General features: G+C 56.1%; 21 protein-coding genes and 1 other RNA gene. 10 read left to right on the top strand and 12 right to left on the bottom strand.

What is annotated here, in order from left to right:
* Positions 1 to 280: 280 nt before the first annotated feature.
* On the bottom strand, positions 281 to 1,444 hold the full coding sequence (locus G516_RS0117510) for a type III PLP-dependent enzyme (RefSeq protein ID WP_028294740.1): 1,164 nt from the start codon (positions 1,442 to 1,444) through the stop codon (positions 281 to 283).
* A 301-nt stretch (positions 1,445 to 1,745) separates the two neighbouring features.
* On the opposite strand from G516_RS0117510, the gene G516_RS0117505 reads away from it, so the two are divergent.
* Complete coding sequence (locus tag G516_RS0117505) at positions 1,746 to 3,074, top strand: acetyl-CoA hydrolase/transferase family protein (protein WP_028294739.1); 1,329 nt, start codon at positions 1,746 to 1,748, stop codon at positions 3,072 to 3,074.
* A 161-nt stretch (positions 3,075 to 3,235) separates the two neighbouring features.
* On the opposite strand, the gene G516_RS0117500 is transcribed toward G516_RS0117505, so the two are convergent.
* Complete coding sequence (locus G516_RS0117500) at positions 3,236 to 4,501, bottom strand: gallate dioxygenase (RefSeq protein ID WP_028294738.1); 1,266 nt, start codon at positions 4,499 to 4,501, stop codon at positions 3,236 to 3,238.
* 211 nt (positions 4,502 to 4,712) lie between these two features.
* On the opposite strand from G516_RS0117500, the gene G516_RS0117495 reads away from it, so the two are divergent.
* Entirely contained in the window at positions 4,713 to 5,642 is a 930-nt protein-coding gene (locus G516_RS0117495; protein WP_084645182.1) for a LysR family transcriptional regulator, read from the top strand.
* A 505-nt stretch (positions 5,643 to 6,147) separates the two neighbouring features.
* On the top strand, positions 6,148 to 7,992 hold the full coding sequence (locus G516_RS0117490; protein ID WP_028294736.1) for an ABC transporter ATP-binding protein: 1,845 nt from the start codon (positions 6,148 to 6,150) through the stop codon (positions 7,990 to 7,992).
* A gap of 10 nt (positions 7,993 to 8,002) precedes the next feature.
* Here the strand turns inward: G516_RS0117490 and G516_RS0117485 are convergent, their stop codons facing one another.
* The 3 genes from G516_RS0117485 to hemH form a co-directional block, all read right to left on the bottom strand.
* The gene (locus G516_RS0117485; protein ID WP_028294735.1) at positions 8,003 to 8,827 is read right to left on the bottom strand and encodes a crotonase/enoyl-CoA hydratase family protein; all 825 of its coding nucleotides are present in this window, start codon (positions 8,825 to 8,827) and stop codon (positions 8,003 to 8,005) included.
* A 138-nt stretch (positions 8,828 to 8,965) separates the two neighbouring features.
* Positions 8,966 to 9,241 (bottom strand): RNA recognition motif domain-containing protein, encoded by a 276-nt coding sequence (locus tag G516_RS0117480; RefSeq protein ID WP_028294734.1) that lies wholly within the window; start codon positions 9,239 to 9,241, stop codon positions 8,966 to 8,968.
* A 171-nt stretch (positions 9,242 to 9,412) separates the two neighbouring features.
* Positions 9,413 to 10,408 carry a ferrochelatase gene (gene hemH, locus G516_RS0117475; RefSeq protein WP_028294733.1) on the bottom strand — a complete coding sequence of 332 codons (996 nt, stop codon included), beginning with the start codon at positions 10,406 to 10,408 and terminating at the stop codon, positions 9,413 to 9,415.
* Between the two features lie 511 nt (positions 10,409 to 10,919).
* On the opposite strand from hemH, the gene G516_RS23150 reads away from it, so the two are divergent.
* Positions 10,920 to 11,690 (top strand): proteasome-type protease, encoded by a 771-nt coding sequence (locus tag G516_RS23150; RefSeq protein ID WP_084645180.1) that lies wholly within the window; start codon positions 10,920 to 10,922, stop codon positions 11,688 to 11,690.
* A 115-nt stretch (positions 11,691 to 11,805) separates the two neighbouring features.
* Here the strand turns inward: G516_RS23150 and G516_RS23145 are convergent, their stop codons facing one another.
* From G516_RS23145 to rsmI, 3 genes are all read right to left on the bottom strand, one after another.
* Positions 11,806 to 12,834, bottom strand: a complete 1,029-nt coding sequence (locus tag G516_RS23145) for an ABC transporter substrate-binding protein (RefSeq protein WP_156879091.1) — start codon at positions 12,832 to 12,834, stop codon at positions 11,806 to 11,808.
* 524 nt (positions 12,835 to 13,358) lie between these two features.
* Positions 13,359 to 13,709: RNase P RNA component class A (rnpB, locus tag G516_RS24140), an RNA gene on the bottom strand.
* Positions 13,710 to 13,758: 49 nt separating this feature from the next.
* On the bottom strand, positions 13,759 to 14,619 hold the full coding sequence (gene rsmI, locus G516_RS0117455) for a 16S rRNA (cytidine(1402)-2'-O)-methyltransferase (RefSeq protein ID WP_028294732.1): 861 nt from the start codon (positions 14,617 to 14,619) through the stop codon (positions 13,759 to 13,761).
* On the opposite strand from rsmI, the gene G516_RS23140 reads away from it, so the two are divergent.
* The 3 genes from G516_RS23140 (at position 14,618) to G516_RS0117440 (ending at position 17,521) form a co-directional block, all read left to right on the top strand.
* Positions 14,618 to 16,447: a penicillin-binding protein activator gene (locus G516_RS23140; RefSeq protein WP_051219564.1), complete on the top strand. Its 1,830-nt coding sequence runs from the start codon at positions 14,618 to 14,620 to the stop codon at positions 16,445 to 16,447. The two genes, rsmI and G516_RS23140, sit on opposite strands and share 2 nt — an antisense overlap.
* Complete coding sequence (locus G516_RS0117445; RefSeq protein WP_211225142.1) at positions 16,444 to 16,836, top strand: YraN family protein; 393 nt, start codon at positions 16,444 to 16,446, stop codon at positions 16,834 to 16,836. The genes G516_RS23140 and G516_RS0117445 overlap by 4 nt, the downstream gene beginning before the upstream one ends.
* A 100-nt stretch (positions 16,837 to 16,936) precedes the next feature.
* The gene (locus G516_RS0117440; RefSeq protein ID WP_028294730.1) at positions 16,937 to 17,521 is read left to right on the top strand and encodes a phosphoheptose isomerase; all 585 of its coding nucleotides are present in this window, start codon (positions 16,937 to 16,939) and stop codon (positions 17,519 to 17,521) included.
* A gap of 98 nt (positions 17,522 to 17,619) precedes the next feature.
* Here the strand turns inward: G516_RS0117440 and G516_RS0117435 are convergent, their stop codons facing one another.
* The 4 genes from G516_RS0117435 to hemA are packed head-to-tail and all read right to left on the bottom strand — an operon-like array spanning position 17,620 to position 21,638.
* Positions 17,620 to 18,378 carry a HesA/MoeB/ThiF family protein gene (locus G516_RS0117435; protein WP_245582691.1) on the bottom strand — a complete coding sequence of 253 codons (759 nt, stop codon included), beginning with the start codon at positions 18,376 to 18,378 and terminating at the stop codon, positions 17,620 to 17,622.
* A 28-nt stretch (positions 18,379 to 18,406) separates the two neighbouring features.
* On the bottom strand, positions 18,407 to 19,276 hold the full coding sequence (gene prmC / locus G516_RS0117430) for a peptide chain release factor N(5)-glutamine methyltransferase (protein WP_322786000.1): 870 nt from the start codon (positions 19,274 to 19,276) through the stop codon (positions 18,407 to 18,409).
* Positions 19,266 to 20,354 (bottom strand): peptide chain release factor 1, encoded by a 1,089-nt coding sequence (prfA, locus tag G516_RS0117425; protein ID WP_028294727.1) that lies wholly within the window; start codon positions 20,352 to 20,354, stop codon positions 19,266 to 19,268. The genes prmC and prfA overlap by 11 nt, the downstream gene beginning before the upstream one ends.
* A gap of 3 nt (positions 20,355 to 20,357) precedes the next feature.
* Entirely contained in the window at positions 20,358 to 21,638 is a 1,281-nt protein-coding gene (gene hemA / locus G516_RS0117420) for a glutamyl-tRNA reductase (protein ID WP_028294726.1), read from the bottom strand.
* A 172-nt stretch (positions 21,639 to 21,810) separates the two neighbouring features.
* On the opposite strand from hemA, the gene G516_RS0117415 reads away from it, so the two are divergent.
* Genes G516_RS0117415 through ispE form a run of 3 tightly spaced genes read left to right on the top strand, consistent with a single transcriptional unit; the run spans position 21,811 to position 25,095 of the window.
* On the top strand, positions 21,811 to 23,640 hold the full coding sequence (locus G516_RS0117415; protein ID WP_028294725.1) for a tetratricopeptide repeat protein: 1,830 nt from the start codon (positions 21,811 to 21,813) through the stop codon (positions 23,638 to 23,640).
* On the top strand, positions 23,640 to 24,224 hold the full coding sequence (lolB, locus tag G516_RS23135; RefSeq protein WP_051219563.1) for a lipoprotein insertase outer membrane protein LolB: 585 nt from the start codon (positions 23,640 to 23,642) through the stop codon (positions 24,222 to 24,224). The genes G516_RS0117415 and lolB overlap by 1 nt, the downstream gene beginning before the upstream one ends.
* Positions 24,217 to 25,095, top strand: a complete 879-nt coding sequence (ispE, locus tag G516_RS0117405; protein WP_036537250.1) for a 4-(cytidine 5'-diphospho)-2-C-methyl-D-erythritol kinase — start codon at positions 24,217 to 24,219, stop codon at positions 25,093 to 25,095. The genes lolB and ispE overlap by 8 nt, the downstream gene beginning before the upstream one ends.

Here is a 25,095-nt window from a genome sequence, read left to right as displayed (position 1 = left end):
CAAGCGCCTACCGGGCTGGAACAGATGCCAGCCGCTTCGATGTAAAACAGGTGCGCCAGAAACAACAAGACCAGAAACAACAAAGCCACCCTTGCGGTGGCTTTTTTTGTACTGCAGGAACACAGGCAGGAACCGGTTTGCCCGGTAGCGGAATGTGTTGCGATGCGGTTGAAGGCATCGACGGGGAATTCTTGTAAAACGGGCGACGGCTTGTGGGCGCGTCGCCAAAAGCTCAACTCAGGGTTGGCCGCGCTCTATGGAGCGTGGCCCGGAGCGAACGTCAGATACAAAAACTCTTCAGCGGAGGGAATCCGTTGAACTCCACCGCGCTGTAGGTGGTGGTGTAGGCACCGGTCGAGAACCAGTACATACGGTCACCCATGGCCAGATTCAGTGGCAGCTCGTACTTGTAGTTTTCGTACAAGATATCGGCACTGTCACAGGTCGGGCCTGCAATCACACACTCTTCACCTTCACCGCTCTTTTCAACGTAAAGCGGGTATTTGATGGCTTCGTCCATGGTTTCGATAAAGCCACCGAATTTACCAATATCGGTGTACACCCAGCGGTGCAGACCAAAACGGGTCTTGCGGCTGATCAGAACCACTTCGCTGACCAGAACACCGGCATTGGCTGCCAGTGAACGGCCCGGCTCCAGAATCACTTCCGGGAAATCGTCACCAAAGTCTTCACGCAGGTAACGGGTAATTTCCTCGGCGTAGGTTTCCAGATCGTTGGTACGACTGATGTAACTGGCCGGAAAACCACCGCCCATGTTGATCATCTTCAGCTCGATGCCATCTTCTTCCTGCAAACGCTCGAAAATCCACTTCACCTTGGCAATGGCGGAGTCCCAGGTACCGATTTCACGCTGCTGAGAGCCCACGTGGAACGAGATACCGTAAGGCACCAGACCCAGATCACGGGCCAGGATACACAGATCCAGCGCCATGTCGGTCTGACAACCAAATTTGCGAGACAGTGGCCAGTCAGCGGTTTGTGCGCCTTCGGTCAGAATGCGAACAAACACACGGGCACCCGGTGCTGCGCGAGCAATATTGCGCAGGTCGGCTTCACTGTCGGTCGCGAACAGGTTGACACCTTTCTCGTAGAAGTAACGGATGTCCGATGCCTTCTTGATGGTGTTACCAAAGCTCACGCGGTCGCCGGATACACCCAGCGCCAATACCTTGTCCAGCTCATAGCGGGACGCTACATCAAAGTTACAGCCACGGTCTTTCAGAATATTCAGCAATTCCGGAGCCGGGTTCGCCTTCACCGCATAAAAGGTTTTGGCGTAAGGGAAACAATTCATCAGTGCGTCCAGCTGCCGCGCAAACAGCTGCTTGTCGACGATCAGGCATGGGGTTTCCTGCTGATCGGCAAATTTCTTGATGCGCGCAAAGGTGTCAGCGTCGTAGTAGTCTTCTGGCTGAGTGAGCATGTGGCTCGCTATCTCCTCGGATTGGGTTAAACAGCGTCGTGCTGTTCGGGAGGCGCAAATTTAGTGATTTTTGCGGCAGAGAAAAGCGATCTTTTTTTGTCTTTACGATCACAAAATTTCGTCGTCGATCAGTCACAGAATTGATCGAACTGGCATGTTTCTGATCGCCGCCAGCATCCCTGCAAAGATGACAAACCCATCACAATCTTGATCCATGTTGTGACCGTCGGGTCAGTTTCCATCTACCTGTAGCCTTGGCGGTGTTATAACACTGTTCATCATTTAATCAGGGGACGATGCCATGAGTCGCAACAGCCAATGGAATGACCTGTACCAGCAGAAAACACTGACGCCCGCACAGGCCATGGAACGCCTGAGTGATTGCAACAACCTGATTCTGAGCATGGGGGTGTCGCAGCCAGCGGGATTGATTCAGGCACTGGCAACGGGTTGGCAAAACGACATGCTGCCCGCCTTGAACGTCTACTACATGCACGGCTCCAAAGCCTTGCAGGAACACCTGCTGGTGCCGGACATGCGCGGCAAATTCACCCCTCGCTGCCTGTTTTTAAGCAATAACGATCGTAAGGCCGTGAAAGCCAACGCCGCAGCGCCATGGATTGAATTTGTGCCGTCGGCGTTTCATCAGGTTGGCCGCATGCTGACGGAAAACATCGAGCCGGATTGTTTTATGGTGACGGTGTCACCGATGGACAAGCACGGCTACTTCAGCCTCGGCACCAACGCCGACTACGGCGCTACGGTGATACGCAAGGCGCGCAAAGTGATTGTTGAAGTGAACACTCACATGCCGCGCACCTTCGGTGAGTGCTCGGTTCATATTTCAGAAATTGAAGGGCTGATTGAACACGACGAGCCGCTGGCGGAAACCCCCGACGCCGAAGGCTCTGACATTGACTGGGCCATTGCCCGTCAGGTTGCCGAATTCATCAACGATGGCGATACCCTGCAAATGGGTGTTGGCGGCGTCCCCAATGCGGTATTGAACCTGCTGGAAAACCACCAGAACCTGGGCCTGCATTCGGAGCTATTCTCCCCTGCCATGGCCCGCCTGATCGAAAAAGGCGTACTCAACGGCCGCCTGAAACAGCTGATGCAACACAAGCATGTGTTTACGCTGGCACTGGGCGATCGCCGGATGTACGACTTTATGGACGACAACCCGTCGATCGTTGGCTACCCGGCCTCGTGGGTCAACAACCCCAGTGTGATCAAGCAGAACCCCAATATGGTGTCGGTTAACTCCGCCATCGAAGTGGATATCACCGGTCAGATCAACGCCGAGCAGATTCTTGGTACGCCGTTCTCCGGCACCGGTGGCCAGCTCGACTTTGTGCGTGGTGCCTACGGTTCCCGCGGCGGCCGTTCCTTTATTGCCCTGCACTCTACCGCCAAGGGCGATAGCGTCAGCCGTATTGTGCCGAAGCTGACTGGTGGTGCGGTTACCGACACCCGCATGGACGCTCATTACATCGTTACCGAATACGGCACCGCCTGCCTCAAAGGTTTGTCGTTACCGCAACGAGTGAAGGCGCTGATCGGACTGGCTCATCCGCAGTTTCGTGACACACTGGAGCAGCAAGCCCGTGAACTGGGGTATTTGTATTGAAACGGAAGGAAGTCAGCAGGCATAAAAAACCGGGGGCCCAAAGGCCCCCGGCAAAGTCGGTTGTCCGCTGATGGAAACAGACAACCAGAGATGAAACCCGATCAGGTTTCAGTGGCAGTGCCCAATAAATCCGCAGAACTCATTGGGCGCTCCCTTCGGTATCAGCCCGCAGAAGGCTTATGAGATACCGAATACTTGATAGACACATTGCGGGTGGCCTGGAATTCTTCCAGCGACAAACCACGGAATGCGGCATAAATTTCAGGATTCGACACGCCAAGTACGGCGGCCATTTTTTCAACCGAGAAAAAGATCACGCCGTAGCGAATCAGTTCAATCCATTGTCGCTCACGCAGCATGGTTTTCTCGTCATCGGACAGTGCGAACAGCTCGTACAACGGCTCAGGATCATTCACAAAGGCGTCACGGTGAGCCGGAATGATCAACCGATGGAGGAAGTCGTTCAAGCGCCAGGCGCGATGGCTAACCTCGTAGCTGAACGGATAGGTGCCTTCCAGCGCTTCGACACCGGCCAACTCGGCAACGGCTTTGGCGCGAATCGCATCCAGCTCGGTGGCGGCTGGCTGATCACCCAGGTCTTCCAGCACCAGAGTGGCAATGTTGGTCATCGACGGCAAATAGGTTGCCCGATGAATCTGCTTCACCTGCTCCGACAACGCACCACGCATGATCAACCACATGATCACTTCGGCCCCTTCCCAGCCACCACGCTCGGCGTATTCGGCAATGGTCAGGTCGGTCAGCTGCTCTGGCGCGGTCTCCAACAGGTCAAGGAAGTCATTGTCCCATGTTTCGTTGGTAAAGCCACAGCGTTCGCCATGAACCTGATGAGATAAGCCACCGGTTGCCACCACCGCGACCCGCAAATCTTCCGGATAACTCTGAATCGCCTTGCGCAACGCCTTACCAAACTTGTAGCAGCGCGAAGCACTCGGCACCGGCCACTGCAACACACCCACCTGCAAAGGCACGATCGAGCCCTTCCAGCCGTCTTCATCCAGCGCAATCATCGACAACGGCGAGAAACAGCCATGATCGATGCCTTTCTTCTGGAAAAACGACATATCGAACTCTTCCGATACCATCACCTCTCCTATATGACGCGCGAGACCGGCATGACCCGGAATTGGCGGAATAGGAATCGCACCGCCGCCCTCATCAGCAGGCTGGTATTCGTCATCAACCCCCATGGCAAACATGGAATAGTGATCAAAGAAGAAGGACGTAATGTGATCGTTGTAGATCATGAAAATGGCGTCTACTTCCTTTTCCACCAGCCATTGCTTCACTTCCGCAAAGTTCTCAAAAATTGGCGCCCAGGCCGGATCATTGGCCTTGTTATTCAATTTTCCCGAAACAATGGTAGGCGAATGGGACAAACCCAAACCACCGACGATCGTTGCCATGGTGTGCTCCTGTGTTGTTTGTGGGGTTGTTGTTGTTCGTAGCGGCCCGGAAAAAGCCCCGTGGCCTTCAACACACTGTCGAAGCGCATCCTAGGCGCAGCTATCGTTTCCAACAACACCACAAAAGAAACATATCGTTTGAGAATGGAAACCATGAATCTGACAGAATGCACACTGAATTTGGAAACGGTAGAAATAGTGAGACGAAACCATGCCCAATCCTATGCCGTGGAATCTGGACGACCTGCCAGTATTTGTTGCTGTGGCCGAGCATCAGGGAATGTCGCCCGCCGCAGACTATCTGGGGATTGCCAAATCCTCGGTCAGTAAAGCCATTGCCCGGCTCGAAAAGGGTACCGGCGTGCGCCTGTTTGAACGCAACAGCCGCCAGTTTCGAATCACCCACGAGGGTCAGGCGTTTTACGAACACGCCATTGCCGTGCTGGAGCGGGCTCGGGAAACCGAAGCCGCCATGTCGGCCCTCAGTGGCACCCCCTCTGGCAAACTGGTGGTGTCGATGCCCATGTCGTTTGGCCGGGAGATTTTCTCGCCTCACCTAGCGGAGTTTCGCCAGCGTTTTCCGGGGCTGGAGCTGGAGCTGTTTATCACCAGCCAGGACGTCGACGTGATCCGCGACGCCATTGATATCGCAGTGGTCGTGGGGGCGCCCAAAGACTCCGAGTTGATCCTCAAGAATCTCTACACCAGCCAGTTGCTGTGCGTCGCTTCGCCAGCGTATTTGCGTAAGGCCGGGCTTAATTCACCGGCGCAAATCCCGGAACACATTCAGGTGGTGGAAAAACGCTATTCGCAAATGGCGTTGCCGTGGCGCTATCAGGGCCAGAGCGGCCGGATAAAAGCCCCCGGCAGTGCCGTTAAAATCAACGACCCGTGCAGCGTGCGGGACGCCATTATTTCCGGCTGCGGCATTGGCTTTGTGCCAGAGCAGTATTGCCAGAAACAACTGGAAAGCGGCGAACTGGTGGCGGCCTTGAAAGGATTGGAATTCCACCGGGATATCGCGGTTATTTCTGCGGTGTACGCCAGCCGACGCACCACCGAGCACCGCACCGCACTGTTCCTCGATTATCTGGCCGAGATATGCCGCAAAATTCCGAAGCCCGATCCATACTTGTTGTGATCGAACCCCGGGGACCCTCTAAATAACTCAGTGCCCGCTCTGGATGACAGGGCGAAGCTGAGTCACGAAGCTGGTTTGCAGGCCTGACGGGTCAAGTCAAAAATCAGCGACACAGAGTCAGCAATGCCCTGTCTTCCCCGTTGGGCGCGGCCTGCAGGCCGCCATAACGGCGTTGGCGAACCTGCGCGGCCCGATTTGAAAAGGACTAGTCATTTCGCTGCATTCGTCGCGGGATTGTTGTAGAGAGCCAATGACAACCTGCAGGACTCGCGCAGAGCTGTGCAGAGTTATTCAGAGGGTCCCTAACCACAACGTAAAGCGTGTCTTTTGACTGGCCGGTTCCTGAACAACAAAACCGGCCGGACTACAGAGCCAAACTCATAACGCCTATCAGCAAAACCCGCGCGAACAGGTCGATCCACTTGTGGCACTTATCACATTCGCCAGACTGGTTTAAGGTGCCATTCCATTTACAAAGCGGACGATTCACCCTCGCCGGATTCCCATGCTGAAATTCTTTGAACGCATCGTCGATCCGTTCCCACCGGAACACCCAACCCAGCCTCCCAAGGGCCTGTTTGCCTTTTGTCGTCACTACAGCAAGGGCGTCGAAGCACCGCTGCTGAGCATGTCGTTGCTCACTGCGCTGGCCGCCATACTGGAAGTGTCACTGTTCGGCTTTATGGGCGATCTGGTGGACTGGCTGTCGAACAGCAACCGCGACACCTTCCTGAGCGATGAATCCACTGGCCTGATCACCATGACGCTGGTGGTGCTGGTGGCCATGCCGCTGGTGAGCTTTCTGCACGCTGCTGTGGTTCACCAGACCCTGCTGGGCAACTACCCGATGAAAATTCGCTGGTTGGCCCACCGCTACTTGCTGGGCCAGAGCATCAGTTTCTATCAGGACGAATTTGCCGGTCGTATTGCCACCAAAGTGATGCAAACCGCGCTTGCTGTGCGTGAAACCGTGATGAAGCTGCTCGATGTGGCGGTTTATATTCTGGTGTACTTCAGCGCTATGCTGGTCGCCGTGGCGCTGGCCGACTGGCGTTTGATGCTACCCCTGCTGGGCTGGCTGGTGGCTTACATTGGCATTCAGATCTACTTCGTGCCACGTATGAAGCAGGTGGCTACCGATCAGGCTGACGCCCGTTCGAAAATGACCGGACGAGTGGTCGACAGCTACACCAACATCCAAACCATCAAGCTGTTTTCCCACAGCCAGCGGGAAACCCGTTACGCCCGTGATTCGATGGACGAATTTATGGTCACCGTGCATCGCCAGATGCGGCTGGCGACCTGGCTCAACGTATCGGTACAAAGCATCAATTACCTGCTGGCCTTTGCCGTCGCGGCGCTGTCGATTGCCCTGTGGCTCGACGACGCTATTTCGGTCGGTGCCATCGCCATTGCCGTCAGTCTGGCACTGCGTATTAACGGCATGTCACAGTGGATCATGTGGGAAATTGGTGCCCTGTTTGAAAACCTGGGGACCGTCACCGACGGCATGAACACCCTGTCACAGCCGGTCAGTATTGAAGACAAACCCAATGCCCAGCCGCTGCAAGTCAGCCACGGGGAGATTCGTCTGGATCATGTCGACTTCCACTATCAGGGCATTGATTCCGACACCCACAAACAGGTCTTCGACCAGCTGGATATTCACATCAAACCCGGTGAAAAGGTCGGTTTGGTGGGCCGTTCCGGGGCGGGTAAGTCCACGCTGGTGAACCTGCTGCTGCGCTTCTACGACATCGACAGCGGTGAAATTCGCATTGATGGCCAGAACATCAAGGACGTCAGTCAGGAAAGCCTGCGTGAAAAGATCGGCATGATCACCCAGGACACCTCGCTACTGCACCGCAGCGTGCGCGACAACATTCTTTACGGCCGCCCGGACGCCACCGAAGAAGACCTGATTGAAGCCGCCCGCAAAGCTGAAGCACTGGACTTTATTGCGGGCCTGCACGACCCGGAAGGCAACCGTGGATTTGACGCTCAAGTCGGAGAGCGCGGTGTGAAACTGTCCGGTGGCCAGCGCCAGCGCATTGCCATTGCCCGGGTACTGTTGAAAGACGCGCCAATCCTGATCATGGACGAAGCCACCTCGGCACTGGACTCCGAAGTGGAAGCCGCGATTCAGGAAAGCCTGTATCGCCTGATGGAAAACAAAACGGTGATCGCCATTGCCCACCGGTTATCGACCATCGCCGCTATGGACCGCCTGATCGTCATGGATCAGGGCCGTATCGTTGAACAAGGCAGCCACCAGCAGTTGCTCGACAAGGGGGGCATCTACGCCCAGCTGTGGGCCCACCAAACCGGTGGATTTATTGGCGAAGGCTGATAAATCAACGTCAGCCACGCGGCCTGAACGGCCGCTTTTGATCTTCAGATTTGGCCATGCCATTGCGCATGGCGATCTGCTGATTCTTCCGACCCAGCAGGCCGTATTGAATCCAGCGTTCCCACGCCAGTGCGGAGCGCTCTCCTTTCTTCCAGCCCTTGTTAAACAGCTTCTTGGTCGCGCACACGGCATCCGGTGACTGACCGGCAATCTGTTGCGCCAACTGCTCGGCGCTGGCCATCGGATCATCCTGAACGCCCGTTAGCAGACCATATTCCAATGCTTCTTCAGCACAGAATTCACGGCCGGTCATGGTCAGCTCCTTGGCAATGTCCTGTCGGGTCAGGTTGGTGAGGCTGGTCAGAATACTCATGTCGGGGATTAGCCCCCACTTCATTTCCATGATCGACAAGCGAGTGTTCGGGTGGGCAAAGCGGAAGTCGGTCGCCAGCGCAATTTGCAAGCCGCCGCCAAAGCAACAGCCGTGCAGCACACTGATCACAGGCACTGGCAAGTCACGCCACACCATGGCGATGCGCTGGGCCAGATTGGTTTTGCTCCAGGGCCATTTCAGCAACAACCTCGGAATCATCATGCGGTTTTGGCTAACCGCCTTGAAATCCAGACCTGCACAAAACGAATCGCCATGGGCAGCCAGAATCACCACCCGCACCTGACGGTTACGCGCAAGCCCCTTGGCACAGGCCACCAGCTCATCGAACATGGCCAAATCCAGGCCGTTCATTTTGTCCGGGCGATTTAGAAATACACGGGCGATGTGACCGTCGATCTGACAAATCACCCGAGGGGCTGATTCAGTGGCTGGCTTGTTCATGCAAGGTTTCCGGCGAAAGTACAGGATCATGGTTCCACAGCTTATTCGCTGCCACCATCACCTCAGCGTACAGTCAGACGTCCGGAAAGCACAGGGGAAGTGCCCGCTACCACAGAATCGCGATAGCGGGATGAAGCATTAACGAGGGGCGCGAGGAGTACGCGGACGTTCTTCACGAGGGCGAGCTTCGTTGATGCGCAAGGCACGACCGTTCAGCTCGGTGTTGTTAAGGGCTTCAATCGCCTGTGTCGCAGCGGCGTTATCCGCCATTTCAACAAAGCCGAAGCCCTTGGAGCGATTGGTTTCACGATCCATCACCACGGTGGCACGTTCAACGTTACCAAATTCGGAAAACAGAGTGGTCAGGTCTTCTTGGGTTGCAGAATAAGGCAGGTTGCCAACGTAAATATTCATACCGGTATCCAACAGTGATTTGCTCGATCAACCACCACAAACCATTCAAATCACAACATCGCCTGCGGTGGCGTCCGACCTTCCTGGCCGGACAACGAAGGGCAGGTTATGGAGCGGCTTTTGCAATGTCCAAAGAAGTTTTTGTGACATTCTTTTGTGATGCTCGGAACTCTACTCCCAGCCCACCGTATTGCTGGCCACCAGCTGCGCCAGCAGCTCGATGTGGTCCTGCCGGTCATTCAGGCACGGGATGTAGTGGTAATCCGAACCACCTGCTTCCAGATAGGTTTCGCGGTTCTCGACCGCCAGCTCTTCAAGGGTTTCCAGGCAGTCGGCAGCAAACGCCGGGCTGATGATGTCGACCCTGCCCACTTTCTTCTCACCCCACTCCTCCAGGGTGTAATCGGTGTAAGGCTTAACCCACTCTTCCCGACCAAAGCGTGACTGGAATGAGCAAATCCACTGGGAATCCGCCAGTCCCAGCTCAGAGGCCAGCAACCGTGCCGTTTGTTTGCATTGCTGCGGGTATGGATCGCCGTTATCCGCATAGCGCTGTGGAATGCCATGGAACGACATCATCAAGCGGTCGCCCTGGCCGTGCTGCTGCCAGTACTCACGCACAGAATCCGCCAGCGCCTTGATGTACAGCGGATGAGCATGGTACTCGTTCACCCAGCGGGTTTCCGGCAGGTGAGGACAGCGACTGAGCGCCTTGGCCAGGCGGTCGTACACGGCGCCAGTGGTCGACGCAGAAAACTGCGGATACAACGGCAGCACCAGGATGTTTTCGACACCGGCCTTGCGAAGCGCCATACCTGCCTGCTCCATCGACGGTTCGCCGTATGTCATGGCCAGCTCCACCGGGATGTCTTTACCGGTGTGCTGCTTCAAGGCTGCTTGCAACGCACGCTGCTGGGCTTTGGAATAATGCATCAGCGGCGAACCGTCTTCGCGCCAGATCGACGCGTAGGCCTTGGCCACCCGACCCGGACGAAAGCGCAGGATGATGCCGTTCAGAATCAGCCACCACAGCGGCCGCGGTGCATCCACCACGCGTCGGTCCCACAGGAATTCTGCCAGATATTCCCGCACAGCCGCCGGGGTCGGTTCTTTTGGGGTACCCAGATTCACCAGCAATACGCCGTAAGGAGCTGAATCGCTCGCCATGAAGTCGCCTCTCTCTGTCTGACTCTGCCAACAGCCTTTTAAGCTGTTTGTATAAGTTTTGCGTAAGTTTATACAAACCTGCGCCAAGGGTCATGGTAGTTCGATCAAAAGATGGCTTCGCGCAATAAAATTCATCGGCCTGATCAAGGGCCCCTCTGAATAACTCTGCACAACTCTGCGCGTGTCTGCAGGTCGTAAGAACAAGGCGGCGAATGCAGCGGAATGGCTGGCCCTTTCCAAGTTCGCCAACACCGTTCTGGCGGGCTGCAGGCCGCGCCCTACGGGGATGGCAGGGCATTGCTGACTCTGTGTCGCTGATTTTTGACTTGACCCGTCAGGCCTGCAAATCAGCTTCGTGATTCAGCTTCGCCCTGTCATCCAGAGCGGGCACTGGGTTATTCAGAGGGTCCCTTATTGACCCGGCCACAATGCAGCCTAGAATGGCGCTGCTGAAGCCGTGCATTGTGATGGCCAAAGCCCAATTTCCGGTACGATTTTTTGAGAGTCTCTTATGACCTACTGTGTTGCCATCAAGGTTGAACAAGGACTGGTGTTGACCTCCGATTCCCGCACCAACGCAGGCATCGACCACATCGCCAGTTTCCGTAAGCTGACGGTTCTGGAAGTACCCGGAGAACGGGTTATTTTCATTCAGAGCGCAGGTAATCTGGCCACCACCCAGAGCGTGATCACAATGTTGCAAACCGCTATTCGCAACGCCGAGCGTCACTGCCTCAACGTGCCCACCATGTTTGATGTGGCGGAGCTGGTCGGCAAAACCATGCGCGACGTGATCAAACGCGATCAGGGCCAGAATCAGGGCGTCGATTTCAGCTGTAGCATGCTGGTCAGTGGTCAGATCAAGGGCGAGAGCCACCGTCTGTTCCACATTTACCCGCAAGGCAACTTTATTGAAGCCGGCGAAGACACCCCGTATTTCCAGATTGGCGAAAGCAAGTACGGTAAACCAATCATCGACCGCATTGTGAATAACAACACACCGCTGGACCGCGCCATGCTGTGCAGCCTGATTTCAATGGACTCGACCCTGCGCAGTAACCTGTCCGTCGGTATGCCACTGGATCTGATTTGCTATCACAAGGATCAGTTAAAAGACCCGCAAATCATTCGGGTAGAGGAAGATGACGAGATGTTCCGCCAGGTTCGACTGGCCTGGTCTGAAGGGATACGGGATTTGTTTAATGGCCTGCCTTCCCTCACCGAGGACCTCTGTCGCGCCCCGGACAACACAACAAACACCGATGCAGGCAACGCCAAATAACGCGGTGGTTTGATTTGTCCGAGCGCGCTCTTGAGAGCACTCGGTAACCCAGCAAGCCGCTAAAAAGCAAACCAATAAAAAACCCGCCAGCTGGCGGGTTTTTTATGATTCAGGCTCAAAGCGTTTCAAAGTCCCAGTCGGCATCTTCCAATGGCGCACCTTGCTTGATCAGGCCCATGGCCTTGAACGACCGTTGGGCTTTTTCGCTCAACAGCGGCAGGCGGTGCTCAAAGGTTTCAGAGCCCAGGAATTCGCGGTTGCCTTCACGATCGACAAACTCGGCATCCAGATAGAGGTTCTCTACACCGGTCTGGTCGGTGCCGTCACCCAGCAGGATGTCCCCTGCTGCCGCCAGCATCGCCATGCTCTCCTTGCTGTCCGGGCCAAGGTTTTCCATCAGCTCGTGCAAGTGCTGCTCGGCGGCCATCAGGCCACGAACAAAGTTACGCACTTCGCCACGGTGGCTGTTGAAGTAATCAGAACGCACCACGTACACGTCGGCAATCACCCGACGGGCAAACATGGTTGAAATGATCATCTTGGCGCCTTTCACCGATCCGTTATCACCGCTACCAGTACGACGACCAGAGGTCAGTTCGTAGGCATCCGGAATAATGGTAAAGGCCGCATCTACGTCACCGTCGCGAAAGGCTTCCGGTGGCGAGTTCGGGCTCATGGTCAGGTCGGACATCCAGCGCAGCTTGACGTCTGACGGTACCATGCCAGCGCGGTCCAGCAGGTTGGCAAGAAAATCGACGTGCGGTCCGTAAGCCTGAATGGCAATGGTTTTGCCCTTCAACTCACGAAAACGCATCACATTTGTGGCCACTACCGAGTCACCGCCACGGGACCAGGTCAATTGATAAATAACCACCGGTTTGGTTCTGGGGTCCTTGTCCAGCAAGTCAATCGCTTGATTGCACATGCCGATCGTACAACGCAGATAAGGCGACTTACCCGAGATGTACTCTTCCAACTGCTTGTCGAAGCTGTCCTGCAACACCAACTCATAATTCAGTCCTTGATCGGCCAGCAAGCTGCCCGGCTGAGTGGATGTCGACATACCATTGGCAAGAATGGTGGTCATGTCTCCGCCCCAGGTAATCAGAGGTACACGCACTTTGCCATCGGCTTGTTCTTTCACATTGCCGACGGGGGTGGTGATTTTCTCTGCGAGGGGAACGGGATCAATATATTCAGCGGCCTGGGCAAAAGCACCACAACTTAACGCTAAAACAGCTACTACAGCGCGGAACACCTAGGACTCCTTAATATTTTTCCAATGTGTCATCACTTGATTCAGAACGTCAGACGATGACGCAAAGAGTCAAGCGAGGGAGCTTTGCAATCAACAGGCCAATTACAAAGCGGTCAATTCATGGGCGCCTAGCGGTTGCTGTCACACAAACCGTAAAACATCGCACCATGACGAGGCAATTAACGCACAACAACAGTGCAAAAATCAACCGATTGGTGGTTTCCCACACAAAGTCAAGGGTTTTAAGAAAAACCACTTAACAATCTGCTAATGGCAGAATATTCAACCAATAATGACAAATCAAACAACAATGGAAAAGCACCGAAAAGCGCCATATTTTTCGTACAGTGGCTGAAAGAAAACCAATAACGCGGGAAGTCAGAGGGATATAAAAAGAAGAAAAAGAAAAAGATCTGAGCCGACCGATAAGCCGGGTTCTGTCGTGGACAGTCATTCGTCTAGGCCTGCAATCGCTCGCAGGCTCAAGCGACCTACCCGCTCCCGGTATGGGCCATACCTTAAGGGAGCCTATTTGGTCTTGCTTCGGGTGGAGTTTACCGTGCCACGAACTGTTGCCAGACGTGCGGTGCGCTCTTACCGCACCCTTTCACCCTTACCTGTGCCCGAAGGCCATCGGCGGTATACTCTCTGCTGCACTGGTCGTAGGCTCACGCCCCCCAGGTGTTACCTGGCACCCTGCCCTATGAAGCCCGGACTTTCCTCCCCCTGCCGAAGCAGGCGACGACTGTCTGGTCGACTCAGGCGGCGCACTCTATCACAAAGCGGCCACCGTTCAAGCACAGCGTCAGGTTATACCGGGTCTTTCCAGTCCAGCGCCTGTTGATACAACTCTTTTTTGCTTTGGCCCGTCAGTTCAGACAGCACTGCCGCCGCTTTTTTCGGCGGTAATTCTTTCAACAGTAGTTTGAACAGGCGTTCGAAATCGACTTCCGATGCGGTCACCGGTGCCGGGTTACCTGCCACCATCACCACGAACTCACCTTTCTGGTCGTCGGCGTTGGCTGACACCTGTTCGATCACTTCGTTAACCGAACCCCGATAAAAGCTCTCGAAGGTTTTGGTCAGCTCACGCGCCACCACCATTGGCCGCTCCGTACCAAACACCTCGGCCATGTCAGCAAGGCTGTCGAGAATGCGGTGTTTGGACTCATAAAACACCAGCGTGGCGGTTTCCTGCGCGACCGCTTGCATCCGCTCGAGGCGACCAGAACGCTTGTGCGGCAGAAACCCTTCAAACAGGAATCGGTCGGTGGGTAACCCCGCAGCGCTCAGCGCCGTAATGATGGCCGAGACTCCCGGAACTGGCGCGACCTTGTGGCCTGCTTCTGTCAGCGCTTGCACCAGCGGGTAGCCCGGATCAGAAATCAACGGCGTGCCAGCATCCGACACCAGAGCGACGTTACGGCCTTGCGACAGCTGCTCGCTGATCTGCTCGATACGGTCCCGTTCGTTGTGATCGTGTACCGAAATCAATGGCTTACGCAGTCCCAGGTGCTGGAGTAATTTCTGGGTATGTCTGGTATCCTCGCACGCAATCAAATCAACGGACTCCAGAACCTTACGCGCTCGTTCGGTCAAATCGCTGAGGTTACCTATCGGAGTGGCCACCACGAAAAGCGTGGCTGAAACAGAATCGGGATGAGAGCTCATGCTGGGAAAAGCACCTGGGATTTTCAAATGGGTTGTACTGGCAACGGCTGTAACCAGCCTTGGCCTTGCTGGTTGTTCCAGCAATGCACCGGTTGCCACATCAACAACAGCAACCAGCCAATCTGTCAGTCCTGCCGTTGAAACCGATTTCCGGCAAACGCGGCAGGCACTGGAAAGCGGCGAGTTTGTCAACGCCCGCGCCTATTTGCAACAACTGGACTTCCGTCAGCTGTCCACCAGCCAGCAAATCGAATGGCTGCTGCTTGCCACCGAAACCGAGCGCCGCAGCGGCCAGCTGGACAATGCCGACGCCCTGTTGCAACAACTGCAAGGCTACCGCGACCAAGCCAGTGACGATCAGGATACCCGCATTAGTCTGGCACAGGCCCAGCTGTATCAACTGCAAGGCAACTATTTTGCCGCAGCTCGTATCCGGGTTTTCATTGCCCCAGTGCTGCCACCGCGCTATCAAATGGACAACCACGAAGCCATCTGGGAAAACCTGACCCAGATGCCGTACGAAGACATCGACAACCTGATGTCAGCCAACGCCGGAACCGACCTCGGTACCTGGCTGCAACTGGCTGAGCTGGCCCGTCGTCCCGACCTGACACTGGAAGACCAGATCAGCGCCCTGAAACAGTGGCAGCAAGACAATGCCCTGCACCCGGCGGCCCAGAATCTGCCCGGCAACCTTGCTTATCTGAATGAACTGGCTGCCCAGCGACCACAGCGGGTGGCGGTCTTGCTGCCGCTGTCTGGCCCATTGGCCAAATCCGGCGAAGCCATTCGTGACGGTTTGATGGCCGGTTACTACGATGCCCTCAAGCGCAATCAGCCAACGCCGGATCTGGTGGTCATCGACAGCCAACAGGATGCCAGCATCGACGAGCTGTATGCCCAGGCCTTGCTGGCCGGCGCGCAGTGGGTCATTGGTCCGGTTAGCAAACAGGAAGTGCAAGCACTGGAACAGCGTACCGTGCTGTCGCTGCCAACTCTGGCACTGAACTACGGCGACCTGGTGCCAACGGATCACCCAAGTGAAGCCGCAGGCCTCGACCAGCCGCAGCCACCGGCCAACCTGTTTCAGTTTGGTCTGGCGCCGGAAGACGAAGCCATTCAGATTGCCGACCGCGCCTGGCAAGACGGCCATCGTCGTGCGCTGGTGATGGTACCGGCGGGCAGCTGGGGAGAACGCATCTTTGAAGCCTTCCGCGATCATTGGGAAGCACTGGGTGGCGAAATCAGCGAAACTCGCTTCTACAAAAACGAGAACGACTACAACCCGGCCATCAGCCAGCTGATGAACGTTGATGAAAGCAACCAGCGCTACAAGACCATGCGCCAGCTGCTGCGCCAACGTACTGAATTTGAACCACGTCGTCGCCAGGACGCCGACTGGCTATTTCTGGTGGCCCAGCCGCAACAGGCTCGTCTGATTAAACCAGCCATGGCGTTCAACTTTGCAGGCAGCTTGCCAGTCTACGCCACTTCCCATGTTTATAGCGGCCAGACCGACAAACGCCACGACGTTGACCTTAACGGCATCAGCTTCTGTGACTTGCCCTGGGTACTGGAAAAAGGCGCCTTGTACCAGCAGGTTGAACAAAACGCTGAACGCGGCCAGGGCCCTTACGTGCGTTTGTACGCACTGGGACTGGACGCCTACCGCCTGCTGCCACGACTGCCGCAGCTGCAGGCCTTCCCGCAGCATCAGGTGGGCGGTATGACAGGCCAGCTGACGCTGGATGGCTTCCGTCGGGTACACCGCCAAACCGAGTGCGCCCGTTTCCGCGGTGGCCAACCGCAACTGCTGGGCCAGCAGTGACCACTGGCGCTCCGTCTTCCACCCGTTCGTCCAGCCGCTCATCAACACGAGCGCTGGGCCAGCGTGCTGAACAGCTAGCAGCACAGTACCTGCAACAGCAAGGCATTGAGATTCTGGAGCGCAACTACCACACCCGTCTGGGCGAGCTGGACATCATAGGCTGGGACCCGGCAGCCCAATCACTGGTGTTCGTCGAGGTTCGCTATCGCAAGCGTCAGGATTTCGGCTCCGCCGCCGACAGTGTTGATGCCCGCAAACAACAAAAGCTGCGCCTGGCTGCTGAACACTGGCTGCAATCCCGCCAGCGGCAGAACGACAACTGCCGTTTTGATGTCATAGCCTGCTCAGGCCCTGCATTTGCGTTGCAATGGCTGCAAAATGCCTTTTAAGACACGGATGACACGCATTTCAAATTGGAACGGCCACACGGATGCTTTAACATGCCCCGGATGAATTTCGGGCAAGCCAGATTTTTCGGAGAACGCTCTCGTGCAAGACCGCATCATCAGCCACTTCGGCAACAGTATTGAAACCAAAGCCCTGGCTGCGGAACAGCTGCCACCTTTTATCGAACGCGCCGGTCAGGCGATGGTGAATTGCATCCTCGGCGGCGGCAAAATTCTGTCCTGTGGCAATGGTGGCTCTGCCGGTGATGCCCAGCACTTTTCATCCGAACTGCTGAACCGCTTTGAGCGCGAACGCCCGGGCCTGCCTGCGTTTGCCCTGACCACCGACCCGTCGACCATGACGTCGATCGCCAACGACTACAGCTACAACGACGTATTTTCCAAGCAGATTCGTGCGCTGGGTAATAAAGGCGACGTGCTGCTGGCGATTTCCACCAGCGGTAATTCCGCCAACGTTGTGCAGGCGATTCAGGCCGCTCACGAGCGTGAAATGACCGTTGTTGCCTTGTCTGGTAAAGACGGCGGCAACATGGCGTCGCTGCTGACCACCGATGACGTGGAAATTCGTGTGCCATCCAACGTGACCGCACGTATTCAGGAAGTGCACTTGCTGGCCATTCACTGCCTCTGCGACTACATCGACTGCTCTCTGTTTGGCGAAGAATAAACGCTCAGCCCAACCAGGCACAGCGCGTTAAACAGCAAAAAGCCGATCATCAGGATCGGCTTTTTGGTTTAAGAGGGCGGTAACTAACCCTTAAAGAATCAGCCCCCACAGCTGCTGCAACTGCCGTTACGGGCAAGCTTCCAGTCCTGCCAACGATGACGCTTGGCATCGAACGAAATCAACCGCCCAACCAGACTGTCCTCGCGGCCAATGCCCGCCAGCCATTTAAGCGCTTCCAGTGCCTGCATCGATCCCATAGCGCCGACCAACGGCGCAATCACGCCGCTTTCTGCGCAGGTCATTTCGGTATCGTTCAGGGCCGGATACAAGCAACGATAGCAAGGGGAGTCTTCCGAGCCGGGATCAAACACCGTCAACTGGCCGGCCATGCCAATCGCCGCCGCCGACACCCACGGGGTGCACGTGGCCAGACAGGCATCGTTAATTTGATAGCGAATACTGGCGCGGTCGGTGCAGTCCACCAACAGATCAATATCCGCCAGCTGCGCTGTCAGCCAATCGGTTGAGGCTGCCAGGGCATGCGTGATGACCTCTACATGAGGATTGACCTGCGCAATCGCACGCTTGGCAGAAGCGACTTTGGTGTCGCCCAAATCGGCATCGGTGTGAGCAATCTGCCGTTGCAGGTTCGACAGCTCAACGATGTCCGGGTCCACCAGGGTCAACTGGCCAACCCCAGCGGCTGCCAAATACAGCGACACCGGACAACCCAAACCACCCAGGCCCACAATCAGAACCCGCGCTTGTTTGAGCGCCATTTGGCCATCCACGTCCAGTTCTGGCAGCAGCAACTGGCGGCTGTAGCGCATCAGTTCGTCGTCAGTCATGGGAATCATCAGTCGCTCCTGCGAGGGAATTGAGGTGTCAGGCAAGTTGTTGGGCTGGCCAACGGCCACCGGTGATTCTCGGGTTACCGCCCAGGTCCTCACGGGTGGACACATCCAGATAGCCGGCCTGACGAAACAGCTCCGTCACGGCCGCCTGCTGGTCATAGCCGTGCTCGACCAACAGCCAGCCGTCACCGTGAAGGTACAGGCGCGACTGATCGACAATATGGCGCAAATCCGCCAGTCCCTGCTCATCGGCAATCAATGCTGAGCGAGGCTCAAAGCGCACATCGCCCTCATCCAGATGATGATCTTCAGGATCAATGTACGGCGGGTTGCTGACGATCAGGTCGAATTGACCGGACACCTGTTCGAACCAACTGCTCTGGCAGAAGGTTACGTGACTCAAGTGATTATCGCGGGCATTGCGACTCGCCAACGCCACAGCCCCCGCCTGCAAATCCACACCCTGAACGTTCCAGCCCGGATTTTCCGAAGCCAGTGCCAGCGCAATCGCACCGGTGCCTGTGCCCAAATCCAGCACCTCGGCCTTTGGCCCTAACGGCAGTTCGAGCGCCCATTCGACCAGGGTTTCGGTATCGGCACGGGGAATCAGGGTGGAAGGTTCGGTGGCCAGTGTCAGTGACCAGAATTCGCGGTAGCCAAGAATGTAGGCAATTGGTTCGCCATCAAGGCGCCGTTGCAACAGCGTCGCAGCTTGCTGCTGCTCGGCAGCGTCCAGTTCCGTGTCAGACCAGGTGAACAGCCAGGTGCGGTTTTTGCCTAACACATGGCAGAGCAGCAGCTGGGCATCGATTTTGGCGGAGCCTGAACCGGTTTGATGAATTGCCAGCGCGGACTGTTTTAGCCAGTCCGCCACTGTGATGGCATTGGAATCAGTTGCCACCGGCCATTTCCGCCAGCAGGTTGGCCTGATGCTCTTGCAGCAATGGCCCCAGTACCGGATTGAGGTCGCCCTGCACGATTTCGTCGAGCTTGTACAAGGTCAGGTTAATACGGTGATCCGTCACCCGGCCTTGCGGGTAGTTGTAGGTACGAATACGCTCAGAGCGGTCGCCAGAGCCCACCAGACTTTTACGGGTCGCAGCCTGTTCGGCTTGCGCGGCCTGTACCTGAGCATCTTTCAGGCGCGTGGCCAGCAAGGCCATGGCCTTGGCGCGGTTCTTGTGCTGGGAACGCTCTTCCTGACACTCCACCACCATGCCGGTTGGCAAGTGAGTGATTCGAATGGCAGAGTCGGTTTTGTTCACGTGCTGACCACCGGCACCGGAGGCACGGAAGGTATCAATACGCAGGTCGTTCTTGTTGATGTCGATGTCTTCTTCGCTGTCGACTTCCGGCATCACCGCCACAGTACAGGCAGACGTGTGAATACGACCCTGGCTCTCGGTTTCCGGTACTCGCTGAACCCGGTGAGCGCCGGATTCAAACTTCAGACGCGAATACACATCGGTGCCACTGATGCGAGCGATGACTTCCTTGAAACCGCCGTGTTCGCCCTCAGAGGCACTCATCATTTCACAGCGCCAGCCAACGTTTTCCGCAAAGCGACTGTACATACGGAACAGGTCACCGGCGAAAATCGCCGCTTCATCACCGCCCGTACCTGCCCGCACTTCCAGAATGACGTTGCGACCGTCGTCCGGGTCTTTTGGCAGCAGCAACACTTCCAATTCACCAGACAGCTGCTCCAGTGCGTCCTTGGCAACCTGCTGCTCCTCTTCCCCCATGGCGCGCATGTCCGGGTCACTGTCGGAAGCCAGTACATTGGCTTCTTCCAGATCGGACTGTGCCTGCTGATAGTCACCAAAGGTTTTGGCAATACTCTCCAGCTCCGCGTACTCCTTCGACAGGTTGCGGAACTTGTCCTGATCGGAAATCACGTCCGGGTCGGACAACAAGTGGCCAACCTCCTCGTAACGTTCGGTCAGGGTTTCGAGTTTGAGAAGCAGGGATTCTTTCATGCACTAGTCATCTGTGTCGCGGCTGAAATGGTTGTCGGGCAACTGGAACAACTCGCGGGTGTTATCAAAAATATCCATACGGCCATCGGCAGCGGCTTTTCGCAGCGCCACCGTAGGGCCGTGCAGCAATTTGTTGCTGAAGGTATGAGCAAACTGGCGCAGAACTTTTTCTGCGTCGGCGCCGTTTTGCAGTTGTTTGACAGCCTTGATCAATTGCTCTTCACGCAACTGGTCTACGTGGCTACGCAGTTCGGTCACCGTGGTCACCGCATTCAGCACTTTCAGCTCGCGCATAAAGTGCTCAACCCCGGCTTCAATCAGCTCTTCGGCCTGACGGGCGGCGTCCTCACGGGATTTGACGTTCTCTTCGATGATACTGCGCAAATCATCCACCGTGTACAAATACACATCGCCCAGCTCCGCCACTTCTTCCTCGATGTCACGAGGCACGGCAATATCGACCATAAACATGGGCTTGTGACGACGCTTCTTGAGGGCTTTTTCAACCGTACCCTTGCCCAACACAGGCAATGGACTGGCGGTGGATGAAATCACCACATCGGCAGCGGCCAGATGCTCTGGAATGTCTTCCAGCAGAATCGCTTCGGCGTGAAACTCTTCCGCCAGATGCTGGGCACGAGCCAGCGTCCGGTTGGCCACAATAATGCGCTTGATGCCCGCCTGCTTGAGATGGCGAGCCACCAGTTCAATAGTTTCACCGGCACCAATCAGCAAGGCAGTGCTGCGATTCAGGTCGGCAAAAATATGCTGGGCCATTTTCACCGCAGCAAACGCCACTGACACGGGGTTTTCACCAATCGCCGTGTCCGTGCGTACTCGCTTGGCAATCGAGAAGGTCTGACGGAACAAACGCCCCAGTTCAGACCCGACAGTGCCCGCTTCCTGAGCCACCGCATAAGCGGATTTCATTTGCCCAAGGATTTGCGGCTCGCCCAATACCAGCGAGTCGAGACCACTGGCTACGCGCATGGTGTGATGCACGGCATCGTCGTTTTCGAGGCAGTAAAGGGCTTCGTCGAGGGCTTCTCGGCTAACCTGATGATGTTCGGCCAGCCAGTCACGAATTTTGACCCAGTCGAACTGGTTGGATGAACCGTAAATTTCGGTACGGTTACAGGTAGAAAGGATAACGGCTTCGTCAGCACTGTCAGGGCTACACAGCTCTGCCAATGCCTTGGGCATGGTTGCCGGATCGAATGCCACACGCTCACGCACAGAGACCGATGCGGTTTTGTGATTGATCCCGAGAGCCCAAATAGCCATTTCGCCGTGCGTTACCCTTGTTCAGAAAAGCGCGGATTATAAACATCCGGCGTCTGTTTTGCTGCCTAAAACTTTGACTTAGTGTGGCATCTAACCCTAAATGTACGCAAAACTTTATGGCCACTTCAGTACTCATAGAGCCTTCAAGCCATAACGAGCCGGTATAAACAGAGTGTTCAATTCAAGCTTATCCACCACATTTGCAGGCATCACCACCTTGATGCTGGGCATGGCGCTGTCGGCCTGTAGCAGTCAGCAGGTTCAAACCGCCGACGCTTCTTCAGTCGTGTCCAATGGCCAGTCCACGGTTGAAACTGCATCAGCCAACTCCGCCATCGACACGACAAACGATACAACAGACGCAGATACCGCCAACAGCCAGCCCAAGGCGGTTGCCGGGCAATTCACCGAAGACGAATTGAACGCCCTGCTGATCGCCGAGTTTGCCGGCCAGCGGGAAGACTTTAATCTGGCCCGTCAGAAGTACATGGAAGTGGCCGCCAGCGCCGGTTCCGGCACCATTGCCATGCGCGCCATGCAAATTGCCCAATACACAGGGGACACCAACGCGGCGCTCAAGGCTGCCCAGCTGTGGACCCAGGCCGAGCCTGACAACGAACAGGCCCACTGGCATCTGGCTCAGCTGTATCTGGCCAAGCAGGATTTTACCAACGCCCTGACGCATCTGAATCGCATCCATGAGCTGACCGGCAATGATCACTATGAACTGCTGGCAACGGCAGCCGCCAACAGTTCTGAAGACAGCCGCTACGAATTGCAGTCGCTGTTGATGGAACGCAGCCAGCAAGATCCTGACAATCCGTCCCTCTGGACCGCGCTGGCGATTCTGAACCAAAGCCTGGGACTGGATGGCATCGCCGAGCAGCAATTTGATCAGGCACTGAGCATTGATCCACAACAAATCAGCGCCGCCGTGTTCAAGGCCCGCATGCTGGCAGAATCCAACCGCACGGCGGAAGCCCTCGACTGGATCAACCATACGCTGGAACAGCACCCTGGTCATAAGGGCCTGCAAGTCATGCGTGCCCGTCTGTTGCTGAATATGGGACCCAAATTTTCAGACCACGCCTACCGCGCCTTTGCCGAGCTGCATCAGCAATATCCGGAAGACCAGACCCTGCTGTTATCACTGGGCTTACTGGAGTTCGACACCCAACGCATTGATGCTGCCCGCAACCACCTGCGACTGCTGCTGGACGGCAACAGCCACCGCAATCAGGCGCTGTTTTACCTTGGTCGGCTGGAAGAACAAACCGGCAATCCCCAGCAGGCACTGGAATACTTTGTCCAGATCACCAAGGGACGCGAATTCATTCCGGCACAGCTGAATGCAGCCAACATTATTATCCAGACCAATGGCCTCGACAGCGGCATCATCTACCTGAAGAAACTGCGCAAGTTGAACGCTGCCCGTGCTGATGAGTTGATGGCCCTTGAAGCCAATCTGCTGCTGGACTATCGCCAGTACGACGGCGCTCTGGAGCGCTTTAATCTGCTGCTCGACAAGGCTCCGGACAACGCCTCACTGCTGTTCTCCCGCGCACTGGTTTGGGAAAAGCTTCAAAACCTTGAACAGATGGAAGCCGACTTGCGCCGTGTGATTGAGCTTGAGCCAGAGAATTCCGAAGCATTGAATGCCCTGGGTTACACACTGGTCGACCGTCTGGACCGGGCGGAAGAAGCACTGCCGATGCTGCAAAAAGCCGCCAGCCTGAACCCGGAAAGCGCCCCCATCATCGACAGTCTGGGCTGGGCTTACTTCAAGCTGGGTGACTATGAGTCCGCTGCGGTGTTGCTTGGCCGCGCACATCAGCTGTTACTGGATGACGAAATTGCCGCTCATTACGGCGAGGCCCTGTGGATGCTGGGTAAAACCGGTGCCGCCAATCAGGTATGGCTGCAAGGTTATAAAGAAAACCCCAGCAGCCAGATTCTCGACGACACCCTCAAGCGCCATGGATTGAAGAAAGACCAACTCTGATGAAGACCTTTGTTACGCCCTTGCTGACAGTGCTGCTGAGTGCACTGTTGGCCAGCTGCAGTCTGCTGCCCTCCTCCAGTACCGAACAACAAAGCCAGCTGGATCGCATCCAGCACTTTGAAGTGCGCGGCAAGATTTCCGTGCGCAGCCCGGACGACTCCGTAACCGGCTACCTGCGCTGGGAACAGGATCACCAGCAATACGACCTGTTTATTACCGGCCCTCTGGGTCAAGGCTCCAGCCGACTCTACGGCGACCAAAACCAGGCCTCGTTGACCCTGCCGGATCAACAAGAGCCATTAACCGCCGCCTCCGCCGAACAATTAATGGCTGAGCAAATGGGCTGGTACATACCGGTTCAGGGCATTCGTTACTGGATCAAGGGCCAACCGTCCCCCAGCTCTGAGTCCCAGGCCGAATACGACGAATACGGCATGCTGGCGTCACTGCAACAGGACGGCTGGAGCATCACCTTCAAACGCTATCAGCAATATCAGGGCAGCTGGCTGCCAGGACTGATTAAGCTGAAAGGGTATGATTACCAGCTGACCGTAGCGATCAATGACTGGACCCTGTATGACTGAGACAACTGCTGTGACTTCCCTGACCCTGCCGGCACCGGCCAAGCTCAACCTGATGCTGCACATCACCGGACGCCGGGCTAACGGTTACCACGAGCTACAGACACTGTTTCAGTTTCTCGATTACGGCGACCAGCTGACGTTCAGCGCCCGCAGCGACGACCAGATCAACCTGACACCAGCCATTGACGGCGTTGCCAGCGAAGACAATCTGATCGTCAAGGCCGCCCGTTGTATCCAGCAAGCGCAGCGCACGTTAGGGCAAACCTTGGGCGGTGTAGATATTGAGCTGACCAAAATCCTGCCGATGGGCGGTGGTCTTGGTGGCGGCAGTTCAGACGCAGCCACCACCCTGCTGGCTTTGAACAGCCTCTGGCAGGTTGGTCTGAATCTGGATGAACTGGCGGATATTGGCCTGGCACTGGGTGCCGATGTCCCTGTGTTTGTACACGGCTATGCCGCCTTTGCGGAAGGCGTGGGGGAGCAGCTGACTCCGGTACCGGAACTGGCCGAACGCTGGTTTGTGGTGATCCATCCGAATGTTCATGCCAATACCGCTGAAATTTTTCAGCATAAGGATTTGACAAGGAACACACCCGCAATTAGTATTCGCATCGCGCTTGAGCAGGGCGGCAGAAATGACTGTCAGGCCGTGGTTCAGAAGCTCTACCCCGATGTAGATAACGCTTTGAAAACCCTCGCCAAATTCGCCCCTGCCCAGATGACCGGAACCGGAGCTTGTGTGTTCGCCAGCTTCGACACCGAATCTGAAGCTTTCTCGGCTTTCGAGCAAATTAACACCGAATATCGCGCCTTTGTGGCTCGTGGAGTTAACCAATCTCCCGCCCATACGCTATTATTCAGTGCATCTTGA

Source organism: Oceanobacter kriegii DSM 6294, from assembly GCF_000422845.1.
Classification (GTDB): domain Bacteria; phylum Pseudomonadota; class Gammaproteobacteria; order Pseudomonadales; family Oceanobacteraceae; genus Oceanobacter; species Oceanobacter kriegii.
The sequence above is the reverse complement of the archived record's forward strand: the minus strand, read 5'-3'. Positions and strand labels throughout refer to the sequence as shown.